Source organism: Microlunatus sp. YIM B11417 (assembly GCF_059617205.1).
Window position 1 is genome coordinate 362,515 of record NZ_JCAMPJ010000003.1, and the last position, 26,477, is coordinate 388,991.

The following is a 26,477-nucleotide window of genomic DNA, read 5'->3' on the forward strand; positions in this document are numbered from 1 at the left end:
AGGTGCTCCGGGGATGGACGCGCTTCAACTCTTGCAAAGTTGCAATCGATTGCAATAGCGTGCGCACGATGTAGGTGTCAAACAGGAAGGAGCTGAAATGGATCGACGTGGATTTCTTTTCGGCACATCACTGACCGCCGCGGCTGTCGCTGTCGGTCTGTCCGGGTGCAGCGACCAGACCGGACAGTCCAGCAGCCGTGAAGCCGGAAGTGGTGAGCTGCCGACCCGGGTGCCGTTCGAGTCCGTGAAGCCGGACCTCCCGGAGATTGACGGCGGCGTGCCGGCCGCCTATTTCGCCTACCCGGCCAAACCGGTCAAGCGCGAGGGCTTTCCGCACCAGGGAGCCTCCGGGCCGATCACCGCCCTACTGCAGGGCAACGCGGCCGTCACCCCACGGGACAGCAACGCGTGGTGGAAGAAGCTGGAGGAGTCCTCCGGGTTCAACTTCAACATTGCCAGCGTCGTCTCGGCCGACTACACCGCCAAGTTCCAGGTGACGCTGGCCGGCGGCGACGTGCCGGACCTGGTCCAGATCGTCAACGTCCCCGGTCTGCCGGGGGTGCTGGACAAGTACTTCGCGGACCTGACGCCTTACCTGGCCGGCGACGCGATCAAGGAGTATCCCGGCCTGGCCTCGATCCCGACCGACACCTGGAAGATCGGTCAGGTCAACGGCAAGATCTGGGGCATCGCGCAGCCGCGGCCGCCGGTCGGGAACATCCCGAGCTACCGGGCCGACCTGTTCGCCAAGTTCGGCATCAACGAGACGCCGGAACTGCGCGACGGCCAGGATTTCCTGGATCTGTGTGCCCAGGTCACCGACGCGAAGAACTCGATCTACGCAATGGGCGCCCGTCCGGCCGGCTGGATGGTGCCGAGCATGCTGGAGATGATGGGCGCGCCGAACCAGTGGCAGGACGAGGGTGGCAAGCTCACCTACGTCTGGGAGACCGAGGTGATGAAGGACGCCCTCGACCAGGTCGCGCAGATGTTCAAGAAGGGCTACCTGCATCCCGACTCGGCCGCGGCCGGTGCGGAGAACTACACCTGGTGGCAGAGTGGCCGTACCTCGATCTACATCCAGTCGTTCGCGGGCTGGAGCAGCTATGCGAAGTTGAATCCCAGTTGGAATCTCGACGTCCTGACCCTGCCCAAGTGGGAAGGCGGCGGTCTGGCTCCCAAGCAGATGAGCGTCGCCGGTTACGGGGCGTATGTCGCGATCAAGAAGGGCAGTGAGGAACGGGTCAAGGAACTGCTGAAGTTCTGCGACTACATGGCCTCGCCGTTCGGTACCGAGGAGCAGTTCTTGATCAGCTTCGGGATCGAGGGCACCGACTTCAAGCGGGAGGGTGGCGGCGATCCGGTCGCGCTGCCCGCGGCGACGACCGACATCCCGCCGGGCATCGGCTACATCGGCGGCCAGAGCTCCGCCGTGATCTACACGCCGAACAGCAAGTCGATCGTGCAGAAGCAGTACGACTACCTGAAGAACGTACTGCCCGGCGGGATCCAGAACCCGGTCCTCGGGCTCTACTCCGAGGCCGCCGTGACGTCCGGTGCCGCCGCCGCGACCGAGGTCCAGGCGACGATCGACGAGATCGTGATCGGCCGCAAGCAGGTGTCGGACTGGGACGCCCAGGTGGACCGCTGGCGCAGCCAGAGCGGTGACCAACAGCGCACGGAATATCAGGAAGCCCTGCAGAAGAAGTAGACAAACCAAGGAGCGGATGTGGATCGGCGCGGATTTCTGGTCGGCACCTCGGTCACCGCGGCGGCAGTCGCCGCCGGGTTGGCGGGATGTACCGACCAGTCCGGACAGCCCAGCAGTCGACAGGCAGGCAGCGGCGAGTTGCCGACCCGGGTGCCGTTCACGGTGAAACCGGACCTGCCGGAGGTCGACGGGGGAGTGCCGCCCGGCTACTTCTCCTATCCCGAGCCGGTGAAGCGGGACGGCTTCCCGGCGCAGGGCGTCTCCGCGCCGATCACGTCCCTGCTCCAGACGGGCGCCACCATCGCCCCGAAGAGCAGCAATCCCTGGTGGCAGAAGATCGAGGAGGTGTCCGGCTTCACGTTCGACGTGACCGGCACCCTCTCGGCCGACTACCAGGCCAAGCTCCAGGTGACCCTGGCCGGCGGCGACGTACCGGATCTGGTGCAGATCGTCGGCGTGCCGGGGCTGCCCGGTGTGCTGGACAAGTACTTCACCGACCTCACGCCCTATCTGGCCGGCGACGCGATCAAGGAGTATCCCGGCCTGGCCGCGATCCCGACCGAGACCTGGAAGATCGGCCAGGTCAACGGCAAGATCTGGGGGATCGCGCAGCCGCGGCCGCCGGCCGGCACCATCGCCACCTACCGGGGCGACATGTTCGCCAAGGCGGGCATCACCGAGACGCCCGACCTGCGCGACGGCCAGGACTTCCTGGATCTGTGCGAGCAGGTCACCGACGCGCGCAACTCCGTCTACGCGATGGGTGCCGACCCGTCCGGCTGGATGGTGCCGGCCATGCTGGAGATGATGGGCGCGCCGAACCAGTGGCAGAACGAGGGCGGCACCCTGACCCACGTCTACGAACTGCCGGTGATGAAGGACGCGCTCGACCAGGTCGCCCAGATGTACCGGAAGAACTACCTGCATCCGGACTCCAACTCGGTCGGCTCCGGCAATGTGACCTGGTGGCAGAGCGGCCGGACCTCGATCTACCTGCAGGCGTTCACCGGCTGGGGCGGCTTCGTCCGGCAGTACCCGGCCTGGAACGTCGGCGCGATGACCCTGCCGAAGTGGGAGGGCGGCGGCCCTGCCGTGAAGCACCTCGGCGTCGCGGGCTACGGCGCGTACGTGGCGATCAAGAAGGGCAGTGACGAGCGGGTCAAGGAACTGCTGCGGTTCTGCGACTTCCTGGCCTCCCCGTTCGGGACCGAGGAGCAGTTCCTGCTGGCGTACGGCCTCGAGGGCAAGCACTTCAAGCGCGAGGGTGCGGATCCGGTCCGGTTGCCGGCCACCGACACCGACGTGCCGCCCGGGATCGGCTATGTGGGCAGCCAGGGATCCTCGGTGCTCTACACGCCGAAGAACGAGGAGATCGTCCGGAAGCAGTACGCCTACCTGAAGGAGATCCTGCCCAAGGGGGTCACCAACCCGGTACTCGGGCTCTACTCCGACGCGGCCGCGTCCTCCGGCGCCACGGCCGCTACGGCGATGAACGACCTGATCAAGGAGATCGTCGTCGGCCGGAAGACGGTCGCCGACTGGGACGCCCAGGTCGGCCGCTGGCGCAGCGAGACCGGCGACCAGCAGCGCCAGGAGTATCAGGAAGCCTTGCAGAAAAGGTGATCCGGGCGTCCGTCCGCGGCTACACCTGCACGTTCCCTGAGCCTGTCGAAGGGTCGGCCTGGCTCGGCACGTCGACAGGCTCAGTGCGCGTACGCCCTAGACGCGCACTCGCGACGGCCGGTCGTAGCGTCGGGCGCGCCGCCGGGACCGTTCGGTGGCGAGGTCGATCGCGGGGGCGAGGCCGGGCCGCTCGGCCGTTCGTTGATCGAGGCGTTGATCAAGGAGCGCCAGCAGCGCCGGGACACCGTTGCGGGCGGCCGCGACGGCTGCTTCCGGGATCCCGAAGCCGGACAGGTCCGAGGTCGGCATGGCGGCCAGGACCTCGGCTCGCCTCGCCGTGACCGGATCGGTGAACTCCGGATACTCGGTGCAGTCGAAGGCGTCCTCGGTGGTGTGCAGGAAGCGGCCGAGCTGAGGCGCGGCGGTCTCGGGGAGGGCGGACACCCAGGTCAGCCAGGCCGCGGCCGCGGCGGCGCCGCGCGGGGTGCGGTCGTGGCGGAGCGTACCCAGGCCGATCGCCGAGGACCGGGCGACGAGGTCGGAACTGAACTTGCGCATGCTCAGCTCGGTGGGGCCGTTGTTCCAGCGGACGTGCCACCCGTTCCGCCAGCTGCGGCCGGGACCGCGGTAGACGAGCTCGACCTCGACGTCGGTGCGCCGGGTCAACATGCGGCCCAGGATCCAAGCCTGGAACGACTCGTCGCGCCGTGATTCCGTCAACATTTCGCTGTCCTGCCTATCTGGGGTTCCGCTCTGCCGGCCCGCCGATCCGGATCGGCGAACGGGTCCGCCGTGCAGGCCGGATCGTCCGTCCGCTCACCTCCGTCGATGAGTGCCGCCTGGGTGAAGCAGGGCCCGCAGCCCGGGCCGAGTGAGTGCCCGTTGCCCCGCTTCATGGATCTAGACACCTGGTGGGACGCCCTTTGACGCGAACCGGACGTGATCTGGGGCACATTCCGGTTCAACAGACCTGCCGTCAGGTCCGTTCCCGGAGGCAACTTCCCGGTACGATGAGACCCAAGTCACAAGATCATCGCGGTGCTGCGAGAGGGGCTTGATCATGACGGGTGCGGAGGAGATCGAGGTACCGAAGCTGGGGGACACCGGCCGGGGGAGTCGACTGCCCGTGGGGATCCGGATCCGGCTGTCCGGGCTGATGCTGGGCGAGTTCTTCGTCTGGGGCGCCTGGTTCGTCACCTTGGGCACGTTCCTCACCCAGCAGATGGGCGCGTCGGGGGCGGAGATCGCGCTCGCCTTCCTCACCCAGTCCCTCGGGGCGGTGCTGGCGCCGTTCATCGTCGGCCTGATCGCCGACCAGTTCTTCCCGGCGCAGCGGATTCTCGGCGTGCTGCACCTGGCCGGCGGCGTACTGCTCTGGGTCGCGTCCTTGATCACCGACTTCGGCCCGTTCTTCGTGGTGATCTTGATCTACATGATCTTGTTCATGCCGACGCTGGCCCTGGCCAACACTGTCGCGTTCCGGCAACTGCGCAGTCCGGAGACGCAGTTCCCGGCGATCCGGGTGTTCGGCACGATCGGCTGGATCATCGCCGGGCTGCTGATCGGCTTCCTCGCCTGGGAGTCGACGAAGAGCCTGGACCTCACCTTCAAGATGGCGTCGATCATGGCGATCCTGCTCGGCATCTACTGCTTCACCCTGCCGCACACGCCGCCGGAGGGCCGCGGCGAGAAGCGGACCGTTCGCGATGTTCTCGGCCTGGATGCCCTTGCGCTGTTGAAGAATCGCACCTTCGCGGTGTTCTTCGTGTCGTCCATCGCGATCTGTATCCCGCTGGCCTTCTACTACAACTTCACCAACCTGTACCTCAACGAGATCGGAATCCAGGGCGCCGCCGGGTTGCAGACGATCGGCCAGATGAGCGAGGTCGCGTTCCTGCTGGTGATGCCGTTCCTGCTGAAGCGACTCGGGGTCAAGATCACATTGGCGATCGGCATGGCGGCCTGGGCGCTGCGCTACGTCCTGTTCGGGTTCGGCGACCAGGGTGCCCTGTTCTGGATGATCGTGGTCGGCCTGCTGCTGCACGGTGTCTGCTACGACTTCTTCTTCGTGGCCGGCCAGGTCTACACCGACCGGTTCGCCGGTCCCGGGCTGCGGGCCTCGGCGCAGGGCTTGATCACCCTCGCCACGTACGGCGTCGGGCTCTTGATCGGTTCCTTGATCTCCGGCCCGATCGTGGACGCGTTCGCGACCGGCGAGGCGTCCCACAACTGGCTCCAGGTGTGGATCATCCCGGCGGCGATCGCGGCCGTCGTCCTGATCGGGTTCTGGCTGCTGTTCCGGGACTCGAAGGAAGGCGCCGGCACGGCATAGGAGACACTTGACCCGGTTCCGAACACCGGGTCAGGAGTGGAAAGTGCTGGGAGTCCTCGAGGGCTTTGTCACGATCATCGTGGTCATCGTCCTCGGCGTCGGCTTGGCCCACTTCAAGATCGTCGACCTGTCCGGGCAGGTGCTGCTGTCCCGGATCGCCTTCTTCGTGGCCAGTCCCGCACTGATGATCACGGTGCTCGGCGGCACCGACGTGAGCACCCTGTTCTCGGCCAACCTGATGGCGTCGATCGGCAGCGTGGTGGTCACCACCGTGCTGGCGCTGATCCTGCTCCGGGTGGTCTGGCGGCGCAGCGGGGCCGAGACCGTGATCGGCATCTTCTCCGCCGCGTACGTCAACGCCGGCAACCTGGGCCTGCCGATCGCTGCGTACGCCCTCGGCGACGCCTCCCTGATCGCGCCGATGCTGCTGGTCCAGCTGCTCGTGCTGCAGCCGATCGGGATCGCGGTGCTGGACCTCACCACCCGACCCGAGGAGGCCGACCAGTCCCGGCGCCGGCGGCTCTTGCGGCTGGTCGGGCAGCCGTTCCGGAACCCGCTGATGATCGCCTCGCTGATCGGGCTGATCCTGTCGGTGACCGGCTTCGAACTGCCCCGGGTGATCAACGACCCGCTGCACCTGGTCGGCGGGATGGCGGTGCCGGCCATGCTGCTCGCGTACGGCATCTCGCTGCGGCTCGGCCCGCTGCCCGGCCGTGGCGAGCCACCGGTCCAGATCGGCACCCTGGTCGGCCTCAAGCTGATCGTGCAGCCGCTGATCGGGTTCCTGCTGGCCAAGTTCGTGGTGGGCCTGGACCCGCTCGGCGTGCTCGCGGTGACCGTGATCGCCGGCCTGCCGACGGCTCAGAACGTGTTCACCCATGCCGTCCGGTTCGACCGCGGGATCGTCCTGGCCCGGGACACGATCTTCCTGTCCACGCTGGGCTCGATCCCGCTGATCGCCATCGTCGCCGCCGTGCTCGGCTGACCTCCACAACGTTCCCTGAGCTTGTCGAAGGGCCAAGCCCGGTGTGGTCTGCCCTTCGACAAGCTCAGGGAGCGTTCGGGCTTCTGCTCGCACGTCCGGCGGTAGTGTCCCGGCCATGACCGAGTTCCCGTCCCCGTACCCGATGGCCGGGCTGCCCGACCGGGTCAGTGTCTACGAGGTCGGCCCGCGGGACGGGCTGCAGGCGGAGCAGGTCCTGGTGGACCCGGCGACCAAGATCGAGTTCATCCGGCGGCTGGCCGGCTGCGGGCTGCGGACCATCGAGGCGACCAGCTTCGTGTCGCCGCAGCGGGTGCCGCAACTGGCCGACGCGGACGAGGTGCTGACGGCGCTCGACCTGGCCGAGCCGGGCCTGCGCTATCCGGTGCTGGTGCCGAACGAGCGCGGCCTGGACCGGGCCGTCGCGGCCGGTGCCCGGGACGTCGCGGTGTTCGTCAGCGCCACCGAGCGGTTCGCCGCGGAGAACCTCGGCACCACGCTGGAGGGCGCGATCGAGTTGGCCGCGCCGGTGGTGCGGCGGGCCCGGGCCGACGGCCTCGGCGTGCGAGGGTACGTCTCGATGTGCTTCGGCGACCCGTGGGAGGGTGCGGTCGAGCCGGCCGCGGTCGCCGACGTGGTGGGCCGGCTGGCCGAGCTCGGCGTGCAGCGGTTCAGCCTCGGCGACACGATCGGGGTCGGCACCGCGGGCCAGGTCGCGGCCGTGCTGGCCGCGGTGGACCGGACCGGCGTGGCCCGGGACCGGATCGCGTTGCACTTCCACGACACGTACGGGCAGGCGTTGGCCAACGTGGTCGCCGGCCTCCGCGAGGGGATCACCGAGTTCGACGCGTCGGCCGGCGGCCTCGGCGGTTGCCCGTTCGCGAAGTCGGCCACCGGCAATCTGGCCACCGAGGACCTGGTCTGGCTGCTGCACGGCCTCGGTTACGACACCGGGATCGACCTGCCGGCATTGGCCCAGGTCAGCCGCTGGTTGGGGGAGCGGATGGGGCGAGCCCCGGTGTCCCGGGTCGTCACCGCCCTGACCGGGCCGGCCGGCGACACCTGAGAAGACCCGGGCCGCCGGATGATCATCGCGGGTTGATTGGATAGGTTCGCCTGAGGAGGTGGGGAACAGTGGCGGATTACGAGGACTTCGACATCGATCGGAGCACGGCACAGGCCTGGGCGGAATTCACGGACCGGCTGTCCGAGGTGATCTCGATGATCGACGAGTCCGGGGATCTGACCATCGGCACGGTGGCCGACGCGGGCGGCCCGCCGCCGTTCGTCAGCTTCGCCTCCGCCACCGACGCCGCCCGGCCGCGGGAGATCCGCGCCGAGGCCGCCAGCAACGCCAACCTGGGCGAGACGTTCCAGCTCAACCCCGACCAACTGGCCGCGATGGAGAAGCTCGGCTGGTCCGCGCCGTCGGCCGAGCCAGGCGGCTCGGGCAACTTCTGGGCCGACCGGTCCCAGGACGAGTCCGAGGAGATCAGCCGGCTCGCGGTCGGCGCGCTGCGGGACGTGTACGGGGTGCAGCACCCGGTCTTCCTGGCGCCGAGTCAGCTGGCCGAGGTGCTCACCTCCCGGCCGGTCGCCGAGGTCGACGTCGCCGACCTGCCGGAGTCGGTGGTCGCGCTGCTGCCGGGCAGCCGGGAACACCTGGACGAACTGATCGACGCCGAGCTGACCGACCTGCTGGGCCACCCGCCGATCCGCGACGCCGAGGGCGACGTGGCGATCCGGGTCGGCTCGACGATGGTGTTCCTGCGCACGTCCGGCGACGGTCGCGAGATCATCGTGTTCGCCACCGTGGTGCACGACGTCGACGGCCGCTCCCGCGCGTCGGAGGTGCTCAACGACCTCAACAGCGAGGCGCGCTGGGTGAAGTTCCAGCTGATCCGGGACCGGGTGTTCGTCAGCCTGTCGATCCCGGCCCGCCCGTTCGTACCGTCGCATCTGCGGCAGGCGGTCCGGATCATGTCGGACGTCGCGGACGGGATCGACGACGAACTGGCCAGCCGGCTGCGCGGGCGGACCACGTTCGGCGACCATGACGAACCTCGCTGAACCGGTCGACCAGGCGTCGGCGGGGGCGGCCGGCCATGTGGTGATCATCGGGTCCAGCAGTACGACGATCCGGCTCGCCGAGGAACTGGAACGGGCCGGTGAGCGGGTGATCGTGATCGTCCACGGCAGCGCCGACCCGGGTGTGGTGGCCGACCTGCAGCTGATCGGCGCCGAGGCCGAACTGAGCCAGCAGGTCCGGCCGGCCGAGCTGCGCCGGGCGGGCATCCAGCGGGCCAAGGCGGCGGTGATCGTCGGCGACGACGACGTGTTCGCGATCCGGGTCGCGCTCGCCATCGAGGAACTGAACCCGACCGTCCGGTTGGTCATCGAGCTCAACAATCCCGAGCTCGGGTCCCGGCTCGGCCCGCTGTTCGGCGAGCACGTCGTGCTGTCCTCGGCCGAGCTCGCGGCACCGGCCTTCGTCGCGGCCGCGCTGGCCTCAGCGGCGACCAGGACGTTCGAGATCGGCGGCCGCCTCGTCGTCGCGGGACCGCGCTCCGAGGTGGGCGGTACGGAGCTCGCGGTGCTCGGCGACAGCGCCGGCTACGGGATCGACGCCGTCCTTCCGTCCGCTGGCGACGTGGTGCTCGGCACCGAACTGGTGGGCGACCGGGACATCAGCGTCCGCCGGTCCGGGGTGATCGGTGCGATGGCGTACGTCTTCGACCGCCGGATCCGGATCGTCCTGCTCGGCCTGGTGATCTTGATCGTGCTGTCGACGCTCTACTTCCACCTGGCCGGGTCGGACTGGGTGACCGCGCTCTACCGGGCGCTGACGGCGTCGACCGACACCGGGCTCGAGGTGGACGACCTCAGCATCGGCTACCGGTTCGGGGCGGTGCTGATCCAACTGTTCGGCCTGGTCCTGTCCTCGGGCATCACGGCCGTGATCGTCGACGCCATGATCAGCTCCCGGCTGGCGGTGCTGACCGGCGGCATCCGGGGCCGGCCGCGGCATCACGTCGTGGTCTGCGGCCTGGGCCGGATCGGCACCTCGGTCGCCGGCCGACTGCGGGAGCGGCAGGTGCCGGTGGTCGCGATCGAGCACAACGAAGGTGCGCCGGGCGTGCTGTGGGCCCGGCAGGCGAAGATCCCGGTGATCATCGCGCCGGCGACCGACGCGGCCGCGCAGCTGGCCGCCGGCATCTCCCGGGCCGATGCGGTGCTGGCGCTGACCGACGACGACGCGGCCAACCTGGAGATCGGGCTGGTCGCGAAGGAGGCCAACCCGGAGGTCCGGGTGGTGCTCCGGCTGTACGACCACGAGCTGGCCGACCGGATCGAGCGGCGGCTCGGTCTGCGGCCGACCCGGAGCGTGTCGATGCTCGCCGCGCCGGCCTTCGCGTCGGCCGCGCTGGGCCGGCGCCGCGAGGTGATCTTCCCGGTCGGCCGCCGGGTCCTGCTGTTCACCGAGGTCACCGTCCAGCCCGGCTCGAACGCACCGGGCCGGCGCCTGGCCTCACTCTCCGAGCGCGGTTCGTCGCGGGTGCTGGCGTACGCGCCGGCCGGACGCCCGTGGACCTGGCAGCTGACCAACCCCGTGCTGCGGCCCGGCGACCGGATCGCGGTCGCGGCGACCCGGGCCGGCCTGGCCCGGCTGCTGCTGACCACCAAGCAGCTGAACGGCACGCCCGCGACGGACCCCGACTCGCCGGCGTAACCCTGTCGCGATTTCTCTGCTGACAGGCCATTGCCGCGTGGCATCGGCAGTCCGCGGCTGATGCCAAGAGGAATCCCGACATCGCACCGGGTCGACACCTGCAGGGAACGGACAACACCTACGCCTGTGGACAACCGGGCCGGTTCGTCCGGTACGCCGGATGCTCCTCAGATGACGACCAGCGACGAGATCCGGCGGGCTCTCCGCGAAGCCGGCGGCGCGATCAGGCTGCGCGACCACCGGCCGATGGGCAGGACCATCCACCGCCTGGCAGCCAAGGGCGAGCTCCGATCCTTGCTGCCCGGGATCTACTGCGCTGCCGACGACGCCGACCGGACCGAGGTCCGGGTGCGGGCCGCGTCGCTGTGGGCGCCCGAGGCAGTGTTCACTGGACCCTCGGCTGCCTGGCTGAGCGGCTGGTCGGGCTACGCCGTTCCGGTGATCACCCTGTCCCGGCCGATGCGCCGGACGCCGGCGCGTGGGTTCCGGGTCAGCCAGGAACGCCTGCCCGTCGAGGTGATCACCCGCCATCGTGGTTGCTGGGTCACTGTGCCGGCGCTCACCGCCCTCGACCTCGTCGTCTGGGCCGGGCATCGGGGCATCGACGAGGCGCTTCGGTCGGGTACCGTCACCGTCGACCAGCTCTGGCAGGTGCTCGCACTCACCCCGAAGCGGAACGGGAACGGCCTGCGCCGCGCCGCGCTGCTGGACTCCCGGAACGCACCCTGGTCCGAGGCCGAGCGGCTGCTGCACCGGATCCTCCGGAGCGCCGGCCTCCGTGGCTGGTCCGGCAACGTGGAGGTCGCCTGCGCCGGACACCGCTACCCGGTCGACGTGGTTTTCGAACGCGCGCGGTTGATCATCGAGGTTGACGGCTACGCCTATCACCGGGCCGAGAACCGCGATCAGTTCCACCGGGACCGGCGCAAGTGGACCGAGCTCGCCGCGGCCGGTTGGACCGTGCTCCACCTGACCTGGGACCACCTGGTCTTCGAGTCGGGCTGGGTCGTCGACCGGGTACGTCGGGTGCTCGGGTCGTGATGTCACGATTTCTCTTCGCATCAGCCGCAACCCGCATTTTCCACGCGGCAACGGTCAGTGCGAAGAGGAATCGTGACAGCTAGGGCGCGGTACGGAGCGCGCGTTCGACCGCCGCCACGGCGAGCAGGCGGACCAGGTCGACCGGCGCGTCCACCTGGCCGGTGGCGGCCGCGATGAACGCGTCGCCGTCGCCGGACGTGTGCGGCGGCGCGATCGCCCGGGCCAGGCCGTCGTGGGCGCCCTGGGCCGCGGCCAGGCAGCCGAGCTTGTCCAGCCGCGCGTTGGTGATCACCACGCCGATCGTCGTGTTCTGGGCCTGCTCGAGGAAGCTGGCGGCGACCCGGATCGCGGCGGCACTCTGCTCCAGGTCCCGGGCCAGGACCGTACCGTCGTCGTCGATCGCACCGAACGCGTTCACGGCGCAGAGTGCGGCCACCACCAGGTCGCCGTCGGTGAGGACCGCCGAACGCAGGCCGCCGGGCTGGGGCGTGCCGGTGATCTTGGCGACGGTGGCCCCGGTGCCGGCACCGATCGAGCCGCTGACCTCGCCGTCGCTCGTGGCCGAGGCGGCGGCCGCGTACCCGGCGTCCGGACCGGGCCGTACGCCGGGATCGCCGACCATCAGGTCGTACAGGCCGAGGGTCGGGACGATCGGCACGGGACCGGCCGGTGTCGGCACGCCGCGGCCCTGCTCGGCGCAGAACCGCATCACGCCGTCCGCGCTGGCCAGCCCGAACGCGGACCCGCCGGTCAGCACGGCGGCGTCGATCCGGGCCACGGTCCGCTCCGGGGCGAGCAACTCGAGTTCTCGGGAGGCGGGGGCGCCGCCGCGGACCTCGGCCGAGCCGACGGTGCCGTCCGGGAAGATCAGGACGGTGCAGCCGGTCCGCGCGGTCGCGTCGGTCCAGTGGCCGACCCGTACCTCGTCGAGACCGAGGGCCATCAGCCGAACAGCTGGTTGCCGAAGATGATCACCACGATGCCGAACAGCGTGGCCAGGGTGACCACGCCGAAGCAGGCGACCGCGGCGACGGTCGCGGCGGGCGGGCGGGTGATCACGCCGTCGGAGACCCGGCTGTGCCCCGCGCCGTACCAGAAGCGGAGGCCGAGGGCGAACAGGGCGGGCAGTCCGGCGCCGAGCAGCAGCCCGACGGCGACGACCTGCCAGAGAGCTTGGGCGGAGGAGACGATGATGTTCATCAGGCGGCCAGCTTCGAGGAGACGTCGTCGTGGTCCGCGGGCGGCACCCCGTCGACCCAGACGTCGTTGACGTTGTCGTGGTGGACCCGCTGCCGGCGGGACCTCAGGTACATCAGCAACGAGGCGACGACCAGGATCGCGAAGACGACCCCGACGCCCGGGACGCCGCCGATGGCGTGGGCCAGGAACCAGCAGAGCGCGCCGATCACCGCCGCGGCCGGCAAGGTGATCAACCACGCGATCGCCATCCGGCCGGCCACCCGCCAGCGGACCGTCGCGCCGGTCCGGCCGACCCCGCTGCCGAGGATCGACCCGGTCGCGACGTGGGTGGTGGAGAGCGCCATGCCGAGGTGGCTGGAGGACAGGATGATCGCGGCGGCCGCGGACTGGGCGGCCATGCCCTGCGGCGGCACGATCTCGACCAGCCCCTTGCCGAGGGTACGGATCACCCGCCAGCCGCCGACGTACGTGCCGGCGGCGATCGCCAGCGCACAGGCGACCTTGACCCAGGCCGGGATCGCGTGCAGATCGGTCCAGGTGCCGGCGGCGATCAGCGCCAGGGTGATCACGCCCATCGTCTTCTGGGCGTCGTTGGTGCCGTGCGCCAGCGACACCAGGCCGGCCGAGCCGACCTGGCCCCAGCGGAACCCGGCGTCGCGTTGTCGTTCGGGCAGGCTGGACACGATCCGGAAGATCACCTTCGTGCCGACCGCGGCGACCAGCCCGGCCACCAGCGGGGCGGCCACGGCCGGGATGATCACCGAGACCAGGACGCCGCTCCACTTGACGCCGCCGGGGCCGAGGGCGGCGATCGCCGCGCCGATCAGGCCGCCGAAGAGGGCGTGGGAGGAGGAGGACGGGAGACCGAACAACCAGGTCGCCAGGTTCCACAGAATGCCCCCGACCAGGCCGGCCAGCACCAGGGTGAGAATCGGTACGCCCATCAGACCGGCCACCGGACTGCCGTCGCTGCCCTGGATGTTGACCACCTTGTTGCTGACCGTCAGCGCGACCTCGATGGAGAGGAACGCGCCGACCAGGTTCAGCACCGCGGAGACGGCGACGGCCACCTTCGGCCGCAGAGCGCCGGTGGCGATCGTGGTCGCCATCGCGTTGCCGGTGTCGTGGAACCCGTTGGTGAAATCGAAGGCCAAGGCCGTGACGACCACGACCGCCAGGATGATCAAAACCTCAACGGGCACGAGATCATCGTGCTGGTTGTCACCTCAATTTGTCGAACCAGACTTGTGAAAGCGGCGAATCGTTCACCGACAGTTCATTTTGGCTCGGAGGTGGGCAGGGCCGTTTCCGGGTCGAGCCAGGTGGCCGGATCCGTCGGGTCGGAGGCCAGGATCACGGCCTTCGCGAGGTCAGTCAGCTGCCGGTGGGCGAGGGCACGCTGTGTGTGATCCGGGTCGCGGACGATCCACCGAAGACTCGCGCACACCCTGCTGCCCTGGACCTCGATCGACAGCCGGTCGGTCCGCGTGATCGTCAGCAGCTCGGGGTCGAACGGCGACCGGGTCCACGGAGTATCGAGCCAAGCACAACTACCGACATCGTCCGTGGTGGTCGGGACGGTTAGCGAAACCAGAAAGAAGATCCGGCGCACCGTGAGTTGCCTGACTGATCCGGTCCCGTCCCGCGCGAGCTCGGGCTCGTGGAAGCCCATCGGTAGCGTGGAGAGCCCGATCGGCGAGCGCAGTTCGGCTCCCTCGACCCGGATCGCGGCGGCCAGGCGAAGCAGGGCGTCGGCGGGGGCGGGCTGATCGCAGGAGATCGCGAAGTTGCCGGCCGCCGTACTCCAAGTCAGCCGGCCATCTTCCACTTGCGCTGCGTCACCGCGGATCGAGATGTCCTGTCCGGGCTCGAGTCCGAAATCGGGTTCGAGGTCCATCGTGATCCGGCAGAGGCCGATGCTTGCCGGGCCTGTGAGCACCGTCGTCTCAGTCTTACGGGACAGGGTTGTGGCGACGATCCGCCAGCCGGCCGGCGCCTCCACTCGGTGGTGCAGCCGAAGGCCCGACATCGGACTGGTTCGCACCATATCCGCGGTCGCCGTTGCGGTGATCAGGAGGAGCACCGCTGCTGCGGCCAAACCGGCGACTCTGCTGCGACGGCGGGCTAGGGAGCGCTGGCGTGCTTCGACCGCTCGACGGATCGTCGCCGATCGCGGAGTACGTTCGGCGAGCCGGTCCAGCCCGTAGCTCAGGTAGGCCTCGGCGGGTTGTGGAACCTCGGCTTCGAGTGCCGCCAGCCGAGTCTCGATCCGGGTCCTGGGCTGGCCGAGGATCCGGGCCAGTTCGGCGGGTGCGAGCCGCTCGCCGTACCGAAGCATGAGCAGGGCCCGGTCGGCTATGGGAAGACGGCGCAGCCATTCGGTGATCGGCACGGCGGCATGGCCGACCGGTACGATCTCCGGTCCGTGCGGCAGGTCGAGGGCGGCTCGGACCAGGCGGTCGCGGGTCTCGGGCAGCTCCTCGCCGGTCGGTCTCGGCAGCACGCGGGCCAGGAGGTCGGCCGCCGAGTCACCGGCCAGGCAGGCGGCGAGCTCGGCGAGCCGGTCCAGGTCCGGGTCGCTCATGGACGCGACTTTGGCAGAATCACGCCCGATCCGCAGCCGATCGGAAAACCGGTGTCCCTCGGCGGGCCGGCTGGCCTACCGTCCCGGGCATGCCGTCACCGCTGACCGAGACCCGTACGCTCGCCGACCTCGCCGAACTCGTCCTGGCCGAAGGCCGCGACGTCGACCTGACCGGCGCCGAGCTGCTGGTCGGCTGGGAGAACGCGGTGATCAGGACGGCCGACGGCTGGATCTACCGCTTCCCGCGGATGGGCGCGGACGCGTATCGGCGCGAGCTGGCGATCTTGGAGCGGCTGGCCGGGACGCTGCCGGCCCGGACGCCGGAGATCGCCTGGACCGGGCGGCGGAGCGAGTTCGCGGCCTATCGCACGATCGTCGGCGCCGTCCCGGACTCGGCCGCGCTCCGGACCGCGCCGGAGGTCGTGCGCCGCGCCACCGCCCGGTCGCTGGCCGAGTTCCTGGTGGCGATGCACCGCCGGTTCGACGGGGCGGAACGGGCCGAGCTCGGCATCGGGACCCAGGATCCGCAGGCGGTCGTCCGCGAGGTCGAGGCGGCGTTGCCGGGCCTGCCCGAGCCCGACCGGGACCGGCTGCGGCGTCTGCTCGCCGCGTACCAGGAGACCGAGCTGGCCGCGCCGGAGTCGCGCCCGGCCGTGCTGCACGGTGACTTCCACTTCGGCAACCTGGTCCTCGATCGCCCGACCGGAACCCTGACCGGGGTCTGGGACTTCTCCTGCGTCGAGTACGGCAACCCTGCCAGTGACCTGCGCTACCTGCTGCACGACCCGGCCGACCTGGGCCAGTTGATCGTGGAGAGTTACGCCGAGCTCACCGGCCGGATCCTCGATCTGCGGGGCGCGCTGCTGGTCGGCGCCCTGGAGTTCGTCTGCGACGCGCTGGTCGAGGACCGGCCGCTCGACCCGGTCCTACGCTCCACCGGGTTCTGACTCAGCCGAGTGCGGCCGCGACGACGTCCTTGGCGGCCTGCTGCACCTCGGCGAGATGATCTTGGCCGCGGAACGACTCCGCGTAGATCTTGTAGACGTCCTCGGTGCCGGAGGGCCGGGCGGCGAACCAGGCCGACTCGGTGATCACCTTGAGGCCGCCGATCGGCGCGTCGTTGCCGGGCGCGGCCGTGAGGATCGCGGTGATCGGCTCGCCGGCCAGCTCGGTCGCCGTGACCGCGGAGGAGTCCAGCTTGGCCAGTTGCGCCTTCTGCTCCCGGTCGGCCGGCGCGTCGATTCGGGCGTACGCCGGCGCTCCGTGCTCCGCCGTCAGCTCGCCGTACAGCTGGCTGGGGGAGCGGCCGGTCACCGCGGTGATCTCGCCGGCCAGCAGGGCCAGCAGGATGCCGTCCTTGTCCGTGGTCCAGGTGCTGCCGTCCAGCGCCAGGAACGAAGCCCCGGCCGACTCCTCGCCGCCGAAGCCGATGCCGCCCGAACGCAGGCCGTCGACGAACCACTTGAAGCCGACCGGCACCTCGAGCAGCCTGCGGCCGAGCGAGGCGGCGACCTTGTCGATCATGGACGACGACACCAGCGTCTTGCCGACGGCAGCCGCCGGATCCCAGTTCGGCCGGTTCCGGTAGAGGTACGAGATCGCGACCGCCAGGTAGGCGTTCGGGTTCATCAGGCCGGCGTCCGGCGTGACGATCCCGTGCCGGTCGGCGTCGGCGTCGTTGCCGGTCGAGATCGCGTACGCGTCCCGGTTCTTGATCAAGGACGCCATCGCGTCCGGCGACGAGCAGTCCATCCTGATCTTGCCGTCGGTGTCCAGGGTCATGAACGACCAGCGCGGATCGACCGCCGGATTGATCACCGTGAGGTCGAGGTCGAGCCGCTCCGCGATGTAGCCCCAGTAGCCGACGCTGGCGCCGCCGAGCGGGTCCGCGCCGAGCCGCAGCCCGGCCTCCCGCACCGCCGGCAGGTTGAGCGCGTTGACCAGGTCGTCGCAGTAGCGGGCGACGTAGTCGAACCGCTCCACCTGCTGGTACGCACTCGCGAACGGGACCCGCCGGATCGAGCCGGGATCCCGGAGCAGTTCGTTGGCCCGCGCCGCGATCGCCTTGGTGGCGTCGGTGTCGGCCGGACCGCCGTGCGGCGGGTTGTACTTGAAGCCGCCGTCGCGGGGCGGGTTGTGCGACGGCGTGACGACGATGCCGTCGGCCTCCGCGCCGGCTGCGGTCCGGTTGTGGACGACGATCGCCCGCGACACGGCCGGGGTCGGCGTGTACTCGTCCGTACCCTCACAGCGGACCGGCACCCCGGCCGCGACCAGCACCTCGATCGCGGTCTGCCAGGCCGGCAACGACAACGCGTGGGTGTCCTTGCCCAGGTAGAGCGGCCCGGTCACCCCCTGCGTCGCCCGGTACTCGACGATCGCCTGCGTCGTCGCGGCGATGTGCCCCTCGTTGAACGCGGTGTCGAGGCTGGCCCCGCGATGCCCGGAGGTGCCGAACACGACCTGCTGGGCCGGGTTGTCGGGATCCGGTCGCAGGTCGTAGTAGGCGGCGATCACGGCGTCGACGTCGATCAGGTCTTCGGGGAGTGCCGGCTGACCGGCTCGTGGGTGCGCCATGCAGGCCATTCTGGTGCAGATCCGCTGATCGCGTGCCGGACCCTTCCCACCGTCCCGGCGCCGGCTTTGACAGGATGGGGCCATGAGTTCGTCGAGCTTCAACCCCAGGGGTGCCGTCGACCTGTCCCAGTTGGCCGAGCAGGCCAAGCAGCGGGCGGCGAGCGGGCCGGGCGGATCCGGCGCGAAGGCGGGCGGCAGCTACGTCGTCGAGGTCACTGAGCAGACCTTCGAGGCGGACGTGATCCGGCCGTCACTGCAGCACCCGGTCGTCGTCGAGTTCTACTCGCCCCGCGTTTCCAGCGGCCAGCAGTTGTCCGACGCGCTCGCCGCGGCGGCGTCCGAGGCCGGCGGGAAGTACCTGATCGCCCGGCTCAACGTCGATGCGGCGCCGCAGCTCGCCCAGCAGCTCGGCCTGCAGGCCGTGCCCACGGTCGTCGGCGTGGTCGGCGGTCAACTGGTGCCGCTGTTCCAGGGCGTCATCCCGGCCGATCAGGTACGGGCCGCGCTGGATCAGCTGGTCAAGGCCGCCGTCGCGAACGGCATCGTCGGCCGGGCCGAGCCCGTCGGCGGGCCGGTCGAGGAGGGCGCCGAGGACGAGCCGGACCCGCGGTTCGCCGCCGCCGACGCGGCCCTGGAGCGCGGCGACTTCGCGGCCGCGGTCGAGGAGTTCGACAAGCTGCTCGCCGCCAACCCGGCCGACGCCGAGGCGAAGGCCGGCAAGGCACAGGCCGGCCTGTTCGCCCGGACCGCGAACACGTCTGCGGAGGTCGTGCTCGCCGCTGCCGCGGCCCCCGATGCCGACCTTCAGGTCCACCTGGACGCCGCCGACCTCGAGGTGGTCGCGGGCCAGGTCGACGAGGCCTTCGCCCGCCTGATCGACCAGGTCAAGCGCCGCACCGGCGACGAGCGGGACCAGGCCCGGCTCCGCCTCCTCGAGCTCTTCGAGACCCTGGGCAACACGGACCCGAGAGTCCAGAAGGCCCGCCGCAACCTCATGGCCGCCCTCTTCTGACACTCCGCCTGGACGTGTCTTCCTCGCGGATGGATGGAACGGTCGCGTTAAGGGCGCGCTGTCGCAACGGTCCCTCGATCTGAGGTGAAACTCCCGATGCCGGTCGGAACCGCTCACAGCGGGGGACATCTGCGACAGCGTCACTCGGGCACCGGGACGGGACGAGGTCGGGCGGAACAGCAGCAACCAGCCGGTCGCCGCGCGGGTCCCGGATCAGCCTGGCTGCGTGGTGCCGTCTGGTTCGCCTTCGGCTCAGCGGACCGCGGCACCGTGTTGCTCGGCGCTGCCGTCGCCGCGCTGATCCTGTCGATCGCCGTGCCGGCCGGGCCGCGGCTGCTCGGCGCGACCCGTGCCGGTGCTGATCATCGCGGATCAGACCGCGCGGAACTCGGCGGCGTAACCTGGGCGGAGTCGGCTACGGACCAGTGGAGGAGGAGTCGTCGTGGGAGCCCTGACTCGACTGCTCGGATGGTCCCTCGGTCCGTTCGTCGGAGGGTTCTTCGCCCTGATCACCCGACTGGGCGGATGGCTGTTCGGTCGGTTCTTCGGATGGTTCCTCGGTTGGCTGATCGGTTGGATCGTCGGACGGCTCGTCGGTCTGGTCGGAGGGCTGCTCGGACGGCTGGTCGGTGGGGTCTTCGGTGGGCTTCTCACCGGGCTGATCGGTGAGTTCCTCCGATGGCTCCTCGGTTGGCTCCGGGGACGCGTCTTTCCCCGTTGGCCCGGTTGATTCCTGCTGCCGAGTCGGGGCCGGGTCCTTGCCGTCCTTCCCCTTCTCGCCGTCGTCGTTGCGGCCCGAGTCGCCCTGGACCAGGTCACCGACGGTCGTCCGGCCCTGGCCGCCGGCCAGCGAGGAACCCCTGACCAGCTCGATCCCGATCACCAGCACGGCCGCGACCGCGAAGACGGCCAGTGTCCCGATCGCCACGGAGCGGACCGGGAACCGACCGGCCCGACCCTCGGCGGTGGCGGCCGGCTCCTCGTCGATCGTCACGGGCTCGACCTCGACCACGGCCGGCGCGGCATCGGAGCCCCGGCGCCGCAGGACGGATCGGGCCGCGTGGCCGGTCCGGCGCATCGTGTGGGTGTAGACGGCGCCCGCGACGGCGGCGACCACGCTGATCAACGCGGCGCCCAGAATCGTTCCGGCAGAACCCAGCGTGGAGCCCACCGCGGCCGCGGTGGCCGCGGCGAGGCCGCCGCCGACCACCTGGGCGGGAGAGATGTCGAGCCTGGGTCGCTGGTCCGGTTCTTCCACGTCCCGGCACAACGGGGCGCGGCAGGGGATCGTGCCCCGCTCCGGCCGAGCGTGACGGAACACACGTGCCGCCGATTCTCTTGTCCAGGAGGGTTTCCGCGTGGCAATCCGCGGAATCCGTACGGTGGCGCGAGAGATTCAGACCCGGCGGCCGTGCTCGGTGTAGGCGGTCTCGCCGTCGGCGACCGTGCACGCGGCGGTGAGGCGTCGGTGGGCGCCCTCGGTGACCAGGTCGGCAGCCTCCTCAAGGGTGCACAGCCGTACGTCAGCGATCTCGCGCTGGTCCAGGACGAAGCCGGCCAGATCCTCCTCGGTGACCGAGCCGCCGTCGAAGATCAACTCGCAGGCGTCCTCCCAGCCGAGGTACGGCGGCAGCCAGTCGACCTCGAGCAGCCGCCCGATCACCCGGTCGATGCCGAGCTCCTCCTTGACCTCGCGGACCGCGCCCTGCCGGGGCGGCTCACCCGGCTCGACGATGCCGCCGGGCAGCTCCCAGTCCGGCTTGAACGTGGTCTGGCAGAGCAGCACCCGGCCGGCCGCGTCCCGCATCACGACGTGCGCGATCAGCCGCTTCTTCGGCAGCGCGGAGTTCATCACGCCGGAGAACCCGGTCGGCCCGTGCACGGCGTCCGAGGCCAGCCGTGCGTAGACGACCAGATCGCCGTGACCGCCGTCCGGCAACGCTGCGGCCTGGCGCAGCACTCCTTCCTGCCGGAAGCCCGACAGCAGCAGGGCTCGCCGGCCGATCAGGTCGCCGGCCGGCCGGGTCGCCTCGACCCGGTGCCGACCCTGGCTCAGCACGTCCTCGGCCGCCGCCACCACGGCGATCCGCAGGTCCTCCACGTCCGAGGGCTCCGGACCGTCGGCCCAGTGCAGCGCGGCTGTGCCGTCCCGGCCCGGCACGACGTCGATCATGAACTCCGCCATCAGGAGGCCAGCCGGGCTGCCTCGTGCGCGGCCGCGTCCGCCTTCGCCTGGTCCGGCTGGTCCTCGAGGACGCGCGGCTCGTAGCGGAACCAGACCGCGCCGAGCGGCGGGATCGAGATCGTGGCCGAGGCGGGGAAGCCGTTGAGGCCGACCTCGGTGGCGATCACCTGGCCGAGGTTGCCGACTGTGCCACTGCCGTCGTAGATCGTGGAGTCCGTGTTCAGGATCTCGGTCCAGACTCCTTCGGCGGGCAGCCCGATCCGGTAGTCCGAACGCGGGTCGGCGGCGAAGTTGATCACGCTGGCGATCCACTGACCTTCGCCGTCCAGGCGGAGGAAGGAGAAGACGTTGGACCCGGCGTCGTCGGCGTTGATCCAACGGAAGCCGGCCGGATCGTTGTCCAGCTTCCACAGCGCGGGGTGCGCCCGGTAGAGCCGGTTCAATTCCTTGATCAACAACTGCACGCCGCGGTGACCCCACTGCTGGGTCAGATCCCAGTCGATGCTGCGCTGCTCGGAGAACTCGCGCCGCTGCCCGAACTCGGTGCCCATGAAGAGCAGGTTCTTGCCGGGATGGGACCACATGAACGCGTAGAACGCCCGCAGGGTGGCGAACTTGCGCCACTCGTCGCCCGCGGCTCGTTCGAACATCGACCCCTTGCCGTGGACCACCTCGTCGTGACTGATCGGCAGGATGAAGTTCTCCGAGTACGCATACGACATGGCGAACGTCAGCTCGTGATGATGGTGCTGGCGATGGATCGGGTCGCGACCGAAGTAGCTCAACGAGTCGTTCATCCAGCCCATGTTCCACTTGAACCCGAAGCCGAGCCCGTCATGATCAACAGGCGCGGTCACGCCCGGCCAGGAGGTCGACTCCTCGGCCACCAGGAAGACACCGGGCTTGCGCCGGTACGCGTGCGCGTTGACCTCCTGCAGCAGCGAGATCGCCTCGAGGTTCTCGTTGCCACCGTGGACGTTCGGCACCCACTCGCCCGGTCCGCGCGAGTAGTCGAGGTAGAGCATCGAGGCCACCGCGTCGATCCGCAGCGCGTCGATGTGGAACTCCTCCAGCCAGTAGTAGGCGTTGGAGACCAGGAAACTGCGCACCTCGTTGCGCCCGAAGTTGAAGATGTACGAGCCCCAGTCCGGGTGCCAGCCGAGCCGCGGATCCTCGTGCTCGTAGAGCGCCGTGCCGTCGAACCGCTGCAGCGCCCACGGGTCGGTGGCGAAGTGCCCGGGCACCCAGTCGACGATCACGCCGATCCCGGCCTGGTGAAGTTGATCAACGAGGTAGCGGAACTCGTCGGGGGAGCCGAACCGGGAGACCGGCGCGAAGTAGCCGGTGACGTGATAGCCCCAGGATCCCTCGTACGGATGCTCGGCGACCGGCAGGAACTCGACATGGGTGAAGCCCTGCCAGGTGACGTACTCGACGAGCTCCTTCGCCAGTTGCAGGTACGTCAGCCCGCGTCGCCAGGAGCCGAGATGGACCTCGTACACGCTCATCGGCTCGGCGTGCGGCCGGTACTCCTGCCGCCGCTCCAGCCACGCGTCGTCGTTCCAGGCGTAGCCGCTGGAGTACACGATCGACGCGGTGTGCGGCGCGGCCTCGCAGAACCGGGCCATCGGGTCGGCCTTCAGCCGCCAGACGCCGTCGGCGCCGAGGATCTCGAACTTGTAGAGCGCGCCGGTGGCCACGCCGGGCAGGAACGTGACCCAGACCCCGGAGTCGGGCACCCGGCGCAGCGGCGTGTCGTCGCCGGTCCAGCCGTTGAAGTCACCGACCAGCCGGACCTGCTGGGCGTTCGGTGCCCAGACCGAGAACCGGGTCCCGGTCACGGCACCGTCCGGGCCGTCGACGGACAGCTCGACGGCCCCGAGCCGGCGCCAGCACTCGGTGTCGTGCCCGCCGTGGAACCCGCTCAGGTCAGTCCCGGTCAGGCCAAGGGTCTCCGCGTCAGCCATGATCTTCGTCCTCGCTGTCCTTGCCGGTTCGAACGTGTGCGGAGCTGCCGGCGATCCTGGCGATCGCCGAGAGCGGGATGCGGACCCAGTCCGGGCGATTCCGGATCTCGTAGCCGAGCTCGTACACCGCCTTGTCCGCAACGTAGGCGTCGATGATCACCAGGTCGTCCTCGGCCAGTTGATCATCACCGGTGTAGCCGGCCAGGAACGCCTCGCGCACCGCCGTGGCCCAGCCCGCGGCCTCCGCCGCGGGTGAGTCGGCGACCGCATAGTCGAAGGAGCGCAGCATGCCGGCCACGTCGCGCCATGGACTGTCCGGCAGCAGCCGTTCCGCCATCGTCTTCGCGGGCTCGCCCTCGAAGTCGATGATCTTCCAGCCGTCCTGGGTGTGCAGCGTCTGACCGAGGTGGAAGTCGCCGTGCACCCGTTGGGTGTCCAGCGTCCGCCCGGCCAGCCGCAGGAACCGCTCCCGGAGCGCGTCGGCATGATCATGGAGCGGCTCGGCGAACGCGCAGGTCCGGTCCAGCCGTTCGATCATGCCGGCCGCGATCTCGTCGCCGGAGCGGGTCGCGGCGGGGAAGGCGGCGGCGAGCGCACGGTGCACCTCGGCCAGGGCCACTCCGAGCTGACGGCCCTGTTCGGCGAAGTCGGTGCCGGACTCGGCCGCGGCGACGGCCAGTTGCCAGCCGTCTTCGGCCTGCGGGAACAGCTCGGTGAGCATGGCCAGATCGGCCCGCAGGCTGGTCCCGTGGGAGGCCCATTCCGCGGTGGCCTGCCCGTACAGCCGGGCGGTGCCGGCCGTCTCGGCCCGGTTCAGTGCCCGGTGCACGGTGATGTCGAGGTTGTCGCCGAGTTCCAGCCGCCGGAAGATCTTGAGCAGCGCCCGATCCCCGTACCGGACCGAGGTGTTGCTCTGCTCGGCGGTCAGCCGTCGCGGGGCCAGCTCGCCGGACAGCTCCGTCACTGCCTCGGTCACGAACTCGATCCGGCCATGATCATCTTCCGCCGCCGACCCGGAGAGCAGTGCGTTCAAGATCACCGAGCCGGCGTCCGGGTCGTCGGTGGCATCGATGCCGGACAGCCGTCCGTGATCTTGGTCCTGGATCACCCGTACGGCAGTGTCGGCGGGCTCGGGCCCGGGCCGGTACGCCAGCGGCAGCTGGTAGAACTCCGGCGGGGCGTCGGGGTAGCCGACCTCGACGAGCTCGATCCGGACCGCCGGCCACTCACCCGGCGGCCGCAGCCAGGGCAGCGGCGTGACCGACCGGAGGTCGGCCGAGCGGCCCTTGCCGGCGAACCAGCGTGACGCGGTGAGGAAGTCGAGCAGCCGGCCGTCGTCGGGAGCGGCGGCGGGGTCGCTCATGATCGCCGGGAGACGGTGAGGATGTGCGCCGGGTCGTCGTGGGTGAGCCGGACGAACGCGCGCTGCCCCCACCGCCAGGACTGGCCGGTCAGCTCGTCGTGGACCTGATAGACCTCGTTCGGCTGCAGCCCGAGCGCCGCCATGTCGATCCGGATCTCGGACTCGACGACGTTGTGCGGATCGAGGCTGCAGACGACGATGATCACGTCGTCGCCGGAACGCTTCGAGTAGGCGATCACCTCCGAGTGCGAGGCGTGGTGGAACTCGATGTCGCGCAGCTGCTGCAGCGCCGGGTGCTCCCGCCGGATCTGGTTCAGCCGACCCAGCAGCAGCCCGAGATGCTCGCCGCTGGCCTCCGCGGCTGCCCAGTCCCGCGGCCGGAATTCGTACTTCTCGGAATCGAGGTATTCCTCGCTGCCCGGCCGGACCGCGGAATTCTCGAACAGTTCGTAGCCCGAATAGACACCCCAGCTGGGGGAGAGCGTCGCGGCCAGCACGGCCCGGATCGTGAAGGCCGGCTTGCCGCCGTGCTGCAGGAACGCGGGCAGGATGTCCGGCGTATTGACGAAGAAGTTCGGCCGGAAGAAGGCGGCGGTCTCCTGGCTCAGCTCCTTGAGGTATTCCTCGATCTCCCATTTCTGGTTGCGCCAGGTGAAGTACGTGTACGACTGCTGGAAGCCGACCTTGCCGAGCAGATGCATCATCGGCGGCTTCGTGAACGCCTCGGCCAGGAAGATCACGTCCGGGTCGGTGCGCCGTACCTCGGCGAGCAGCCAGGCCCAGAAGCTGACCGGCTTCGTGTGCGGGTTGTCGACCCGGAAGATCCGTACTCCGTGGGACATCCAGAGCCGGACGATCCGCAGGCACTCGTTGGCGATCCCGGCCGGATCCCGGTCGAAGTTCACCGGGTAGATGTCCTGGTACTTCTTCGGCGGGTTCTCCGCATAGGCGATCGTGCCGTCGGCGCGGACCGTGAACCATTCCGGATGCGCCTCCACCCACGGGTGGTCCGGCGAGCAGGTGACCGCGAAATCGAGCGCGACCTCGAGGCCGAGCGATTTCGCCTTCGCGACGAAGCGGTCGAAGGCCGCGAAATCGCCGAGGTCGGGATGAATGGTGTCGTGGCCGCCCTCGGCGCCGCCGATCGCATAGACGGATCCGGGGTCGTCCGGGCCGGCGTTCAGGGTGTTGTTGGGACCCTTGCGGAAGGTCTTGCCGATCGGGTGGATCGGCGGCATGTAGACGACGTCGAATCCCATTCTGGCGGCGGCTTCGAGCCGCTCGTGCGACGCGTCGAACGTGCCCGAGGTCCAGCGCTTCGTCGTCTCGTCGTACGTGGCGCCCTGGGACCGCGGGAAGAATTCGTACCAGGCCGAGAAGAGGGCCCGCTTCCGGTCGCAGAAGATCGGGTACTCCGGCGACACGGTGATCAACTCGCGCGGGCCGTACTCGGCGATCGCGGCGCGGGTGTCCGCGGCGAGCGCGACGGTGAGCCGATCCTCGGCCTGCTGGCCCGCCGACAGCGACACGGCGCCGTGTCGCAGCGCCAAGGCCGCGTTCTCGTCGCCGGCGGCCTCGGCCCGTTGCGCCGCCTCCGCGTACAACTGCTTGCCCTCGGCGCAGACCAGACTGATGTCGATCCCGGCCGGGATCTTGATCTCCGCGGCGTGCACCCAGGTCGCCCACGGGTCGCTCCAGCCCTCGATCCGGAACGACCACCACCCCTCGACGTCCAGAGCAACGGTCGCCTCACGCCAGCAGAAGCCCGCCGGCGTGCTCTCGGCCATCGGGATCCGGCGCTCGGTCCCGTCCGGCGCGGTCAGGATCGCGGTGGCGTTGACGGCGTCGTGGCCCTCCCGGAAAACGGTCGCCCGGATCGGGAACTCCTCGCCGACCACGGCCTTCGCCGGATAGGCGCCGCCCTCGATCACCGGCGAGACGTTGGTGATCGGGATCCGGCCGATCGGGTTGCCGCGCACCGGCACCGGCGTCCCGGGGCTGGCCGGACCGACCGGCTCGTCGACCCGTGCCGAAGATCGCCGTCGCCGAGGTTCCTTCTTGGCAACATCCTTCTTGGCCGGATCTTTCCGGGTCGATTCTTTCCTGATCGGGGAGCGAGGGGCGCGTGTCACACAGCCAACCTAGTGGTCCGGGAGGGGTCCGTTCCACC

At 70.0% G+C, this 26,477-nt stretch carries 21 protein-coding genes; 10 read left to right on the forward strand and 11 right to left on the reverse strand.

Translation table 11 applies throughout. The annotated features are described in order from the left end of the window. The first annotated feature begins 229 nt into the window (after nucleotides 1-229). Complete coding sequence (locus AC6CCG_RS16835; protein WP_496655745.1) at nucleotides 230-1,711, forward strand: extracellular solute-binding protein; 1,482 nt, start codon at nucleotides 230-232, stop codon at nucleotides 1,709-1,711. 18 nt (nucleotides 1,712-1,729) lie between these two features. Further along, nucleotides 1,730-3,334, forward strand: a complete 1,605-nt coding sequence (locus tag AC6CCG_RS16840) for an extracellular solute-binding protein (protein WP_496655746.1) — start codon at nucleotides 1,730-1,732, stop codon at nucleotides 3,332-3,334. Between the two features lie 96 nt (nucleotides 3,335-3,430). Here AC6CCG_RS16840 and AC6CCG_RS16845 read toward each other — a convergent pair whose 3' ends face one another. Continuing rightward, nucleotides 3,431-4,057, reverse strand: a complete 627-nt coding sequence (locus AC6CCG_RS16845) for a hypothetical protein (RefSeq protein ID WP_496655747.1) — start codon at nucleotides 4,055-4,057, stop codon at nucleotides 3,431-3,433. Nucleotides 4,058-4,394: 337 nt separating this feature from the next. On the opposite strand from AC6CCG_RS16845, the gene AC6CCG_RS16850 reads away from it, so the two are divergent. The 6 genes from AC6CCG_RS16850 to AC6CCG_RS16875 all read left to right on the forward strand — a co-directional run bounded on the left by AC6CCG_RS16850 (nucleotide 4,395) and on the right by AC6CCG_RS16875 (nucleotide 11,419). Beyond that, entirely contained in the window at nucleotides 4,395-5,666 is a 1,272-nt protein-coding gene (locus tag AC6CCG_RS16850; protein WP_496655748.1) for a nucleoside permease, read from the forward strand. A 43-nt stretch (nucleotides 5,667-5,709) separates the two neighbouring features. Next, nucleotides 5,710-6,651 carry an AEC family transporter gene (locus AC6CCG_RS16855; RefSeq protein WP_496655749.1) on the forward strand — a complete coding sequence of 314 codons (942 nt, stop codon included), beginning with the start codon at nucleotides 5,710-5,712 and terminating at the stop codon, nucleotides 6,649-6,651. 115 nt (nucleotides 6,652-6,766) lie between these two features. Further along, entirely contained in the window at nucleotides 6,767-7,714 is a 948-nt protein-coding gene (locus tag AC6CCG_RS16860; protein WP_496655750.1) for a hydroxymethylglutaryl-CoA lyase, read from the forward strand. Between the two features lie 68 nt (nucleotides 7,715-7,782). Beyond that, entirely contained in the window at nucleotides 7,783-8,718 is a 936-nt protein-coding gene (locus AC6CCG_RS16865) for a T3SS (YopN, CesT) and YbjN peptide-binding chaperone 1 (RefSeq protein ID WP_496655751.1), read from the forward strand. After that, the gene (locus tag AC6CCG_RS16870; protein ID WP_496655752.1) at nucleotides 8,702-10,378 is read left to right on the forward strand and encodes an NAD-binding protein; all 1,677 of its coding nucleotides are present in this window, start codon (nucleotides 8,702-8,704) and stop codon (nucleotides 10,376-10,378) included. The genes AC6CCG_RS16865 and AC6CCG_RS16870 overlap by 17 nt, the downstream gene beginning before the upstream one ends. 171 nt (nucleotides 10,379-10,549) lie before the next feature. Then, nucleotides 10,550-11,419: a DUF559 domain-containing protein gene (locus tag AC6CCG_RS16875; protein ID WP_496655753.1), complete on the forward strand. Its 870-nt coding sequence runs from the start codon at nucleotides 10,550-10,552 to the stop codon at nucleotides 11,417-11,419. Between the two features lie 79 nt (nucleotides 11,420-11,498). Here AC6CCG_RS16875 and AC6CCG_RS16880 read toward each other — a convergent pair whose 3' ends face one another. From AC6CCG_RS16880 to AC6CCG_RS16895, 4 genes are all read right to left on the reverse strand, one after another. Beyond that, nucleotides 11,499-12,362 (reverse strand): P1 family peptidase, encoded by an 864-nt coding sequence (locus AC6CCG_RS16880; RefSeq protein WP_496655754.1) that lies wholly within the window; start codon nucleotides 12,360-12,362, stop codon nucleotides 11,499-11,501. Continuing rightward, a complete protein-coding gene (locus AC6CCG_RS16885; protein ID WP_496655755.1) occupies nucleotides 12,362-12,619 on the reverse strand; it encodes a hypothetical protein in 258 nt (85 codons plus the stop codon). Before AC6CCG_RS16885 ends, AC6CCG_RS16880 begins: the two co-directional genes overlap by 1 nt. Further along, nucleotides 12,619-13,821 carry an inorganic phosphate transporter gene (locus AC6CCG_RS16890; RefSeq protein WP_496655756.1) on the reverse strand — a complete coding sequence of 401 codons (1,203 nt, stop codon included), beginning with the start codon at nucleotides 13,819-13,821 and terminating at the stop codon, nucleotides 12,619-12,621. The genes AC6CCG_RS16885 and AC6CCG_RS16890 overlap by 1 nt, the downstream gene beginning before the upstream one ends. 74 nt (nucleotides 13,822-13,895) lie before the next feature. Beyond that, on the reverse strand, nucleotides 13,896-15,011 hold the full coding sequence (locus AC6CCG_RS16895) for an RNA polymerase sigma factor sigma-70 region 4 domain-containing protein (protein WP_496655757.1): 1,116 nt from the start codon (nucleotides 15,009-15,011) through the stop codon (nucleotides 13,896-13,898). A gap of 281 nt (nucleotides 15,012-15,292) precedes the next feature. Between AC6CCG_RS16895 and AC6CCG_RS16900 the strand changes: the two genes are divergently transcribed. Then, nucleotides 15,293-16,150: a phosphotransferase gene (locus AC6CCG_RS16900; RefSeq protein ID WP_496655758.1), complete on the forward strand. Its 858-nt coding sequence runs from the start codon at nucleotides 15,293-15,295 to the stop codon at nucleotides 16,148-16,150. A 1-nt stretch (nucleotide 16,151) separates the two neighbouring features. On the opposite strand, the gene pgm is transcribed toward AC6CCG_RS16900, so the two are convergent. After that, a complete protein-coding gene (pgm, locus tag AC6CCG_RS16905) occupies nucleotides 16,152-17,780 on the reverse strand; it encodes a phosphoglucomutase (alpha-D-glucose-1,6-bisphosphate-dependent) (RefSeq protein ID WP_496655759.1) in 1,629 nt (542 codons plus the stop codon). 82 nt (nucleotides 17,781-17,862) lie between these two features. On the opposite strand from pgm, the gene AC6CCG_RS16910 reads away from it, so the two are divergent. Continuing rightward, a complete protein-coding gene (locus tag AC6CCG_RS16910) occupies nucleotides 17,863-18,792 on the forward strand; it encodes a tetratricopeptide repeat protein (protein WP_496655760.1) in 930 nt (309 codons plus the stop codon). 415 nt (nucleotides 18,793-19,207) lie between these two features. Here AC6CCG_RS16910 and AC6CCG_RS16915 read toward each other — a convergent pair whose 3' ends face one another. The 5 genes from AC6CCG_RS16915 to AC6CCG_RS16935 all read right to left on the reverse strand — a co-directional run bounded on the left by AC6CCG_RS16915 (nucleotide 19,208) and on the right by AC6CCG_RS16935 (nucleotide 26,286). Then, complete coding sequence (locus AC6CCG_RS16915) at nucleotides 19,208-20,050, reverse strand: hypothetical protein (protein WP_496655761.1); 843 nt, start codon at nucleotides 20,048-20,050, stop codon at nucleotides 19,208-19,210. Nucleotides 20,051-20,188: 138 nt separating this feature from the next. Beyond that, entirely contained in the window at nucleotides 20,189-20,977 is a 789-nt protein-coding gene (locus AC6CCG_RS16920; RefSeq protein WP_496655762.1) for an NUDIX domain-containing protein, read from the reverse strand. Continuing rightward, nucleotides 20,977-22,944, reverse strand: coding sequence for a 1,4-alpha-glucan branching protein GlgB (glgB, locus tag AC6CCG_RS16925; RefSeq protein ID WP_496655763.1), 1,968 nt, complete (start codon nucleotides 22,942-22,944; stop codon nucleotides 20,977-20,979). The genes AC6CCG_RS16920 and glgB overlap by 1 nt, the downstream gene beginning before the upstream one ends. Continuing rightward, a complete protein-coding gene (locus AC6CCG_RS16930; protein ID WP_496655764.1) occupies nucleotides 22,937-24,307 on the reverse strand; it encodes a maltokinase N-terminal cap-like domain-containing protein in 1,371 nt (456 codons plus the stop codon). The genes glgB and AC6CCG_RS16930 overlap by 8 nt, the downstream gene beginning before the upstream one ends. Then, a complete protein-coding gene (locus AC6CCG_RS16935; RefSeq protein ID WP_496655765.1) occupies nucleotides 24,304-26,286 on the reverse strand; it encodes an alpha-1,4-glucan--maltose-1-phosphate maltosyltransferase in 1,983 nt (660 codons plus the stop codon). Before AC6CCG_RS16935 ends, AC6CCG_RS16930 begins: the two co-directional genes overlap by 4 nt. Between the last annotated feature and the right edge of the window lie 191 nt (nucleotides 26,287-26,477).

Bases quoted from the DNA above. Each gene is read 5' to 3' on its own strand.
- AC6CCG_RS16845 (WP_496655747.1), bottom strand. From the start codon at position 4,057: ATGTTGACGGAATCACGGCGCGACGAGTCGTTCCAGGCTTGGATCCTG.
- AC6CCG_RS16850 (WP_496655748.1), top strand. From the start codon at position 4,395: ATGACGGGTGCGGAGGAGATCGAGGTACCGAAGCTGGGGGACACCGGC.
- AC6CCG_RS16860 (WP_496655750.1), top strand. From the start codon at position 6,767: ATGACCGAGTTCCCGTCCCCGTACCCGATGGCCGGGCTGCCCGACCGG.
- AC6CCG_RS16870 (WP_496655752.1), top strand. From the start codon at position 8,702: ATGACGAACCTCGCTGAACCGGTCGACCAGGCGTCGGCGGGGGCGGCC.
- AC6CCG_RS16875 (WP_496655753.1), top strand. From the start codon at position 10,550: ATGACGACCAGCGACGAGATCCGGCGGGCTCTCCGCGAAGCCGGCGGC.
- AC6CCG_RS16880 (WP_496655754.1), bottom strand. From the start codon at position 12,362: ATGGCCCTCGGTCTCGACGAGGTACGGGTCGGCCACTGGACCGACGCG.
- AC6CCG_RS16885 (WP_496655755.1), bottom strand. From the start codon at position 12,619: ATGAACATCATCGTCTCCTCCGCCCAAGCTCTCTGGCAGGTCGTCGCC.
- AC6CCG_RS16900 (WP_496655758.1), top strand. From the start codon at position 15,293: ATGCCGTCACCGCTGACCGAGACCCGTACGCTCGCCGACCTCGCCGAA.
- pgm (WP_496655759.1), bottom strand. From the start codon at position 17,780: ATGGCGCACCCACGAGCCGGTCAGCCGGCACTCCCCGAAGACCTGATC.
- AC6CCG_RS16910 (WP_496655760.1), top strand. From the start codon at position 17,863: ATGAGTTCGTCGAGCTTCAACCCCAGGGGTGCCGTCGACCTGTCCCAG.
- AC6CCG_RS16920 (WP_496655762.1), bottom strand. From the start codon at position 20,977: ATGGCGGAGTTCATGATCGACGTCGTGCCGGGCCGGGACGGCACAGCC.
- glgB (WP_496655763.1), bottom strand. From the start codon at position 22,944: ATGGCTGACGCGGAGACCCTTGGCCTGACCGGGACTGACCTGAGCGGG.
- AC6CCG_RS16930 (WP_496655764.1), bottom strand. From the start codon at position 24,307: ATGAGCGACCCCGCCGCCGCTCCCGACGACGGCCGGCTGCTCGACTTC.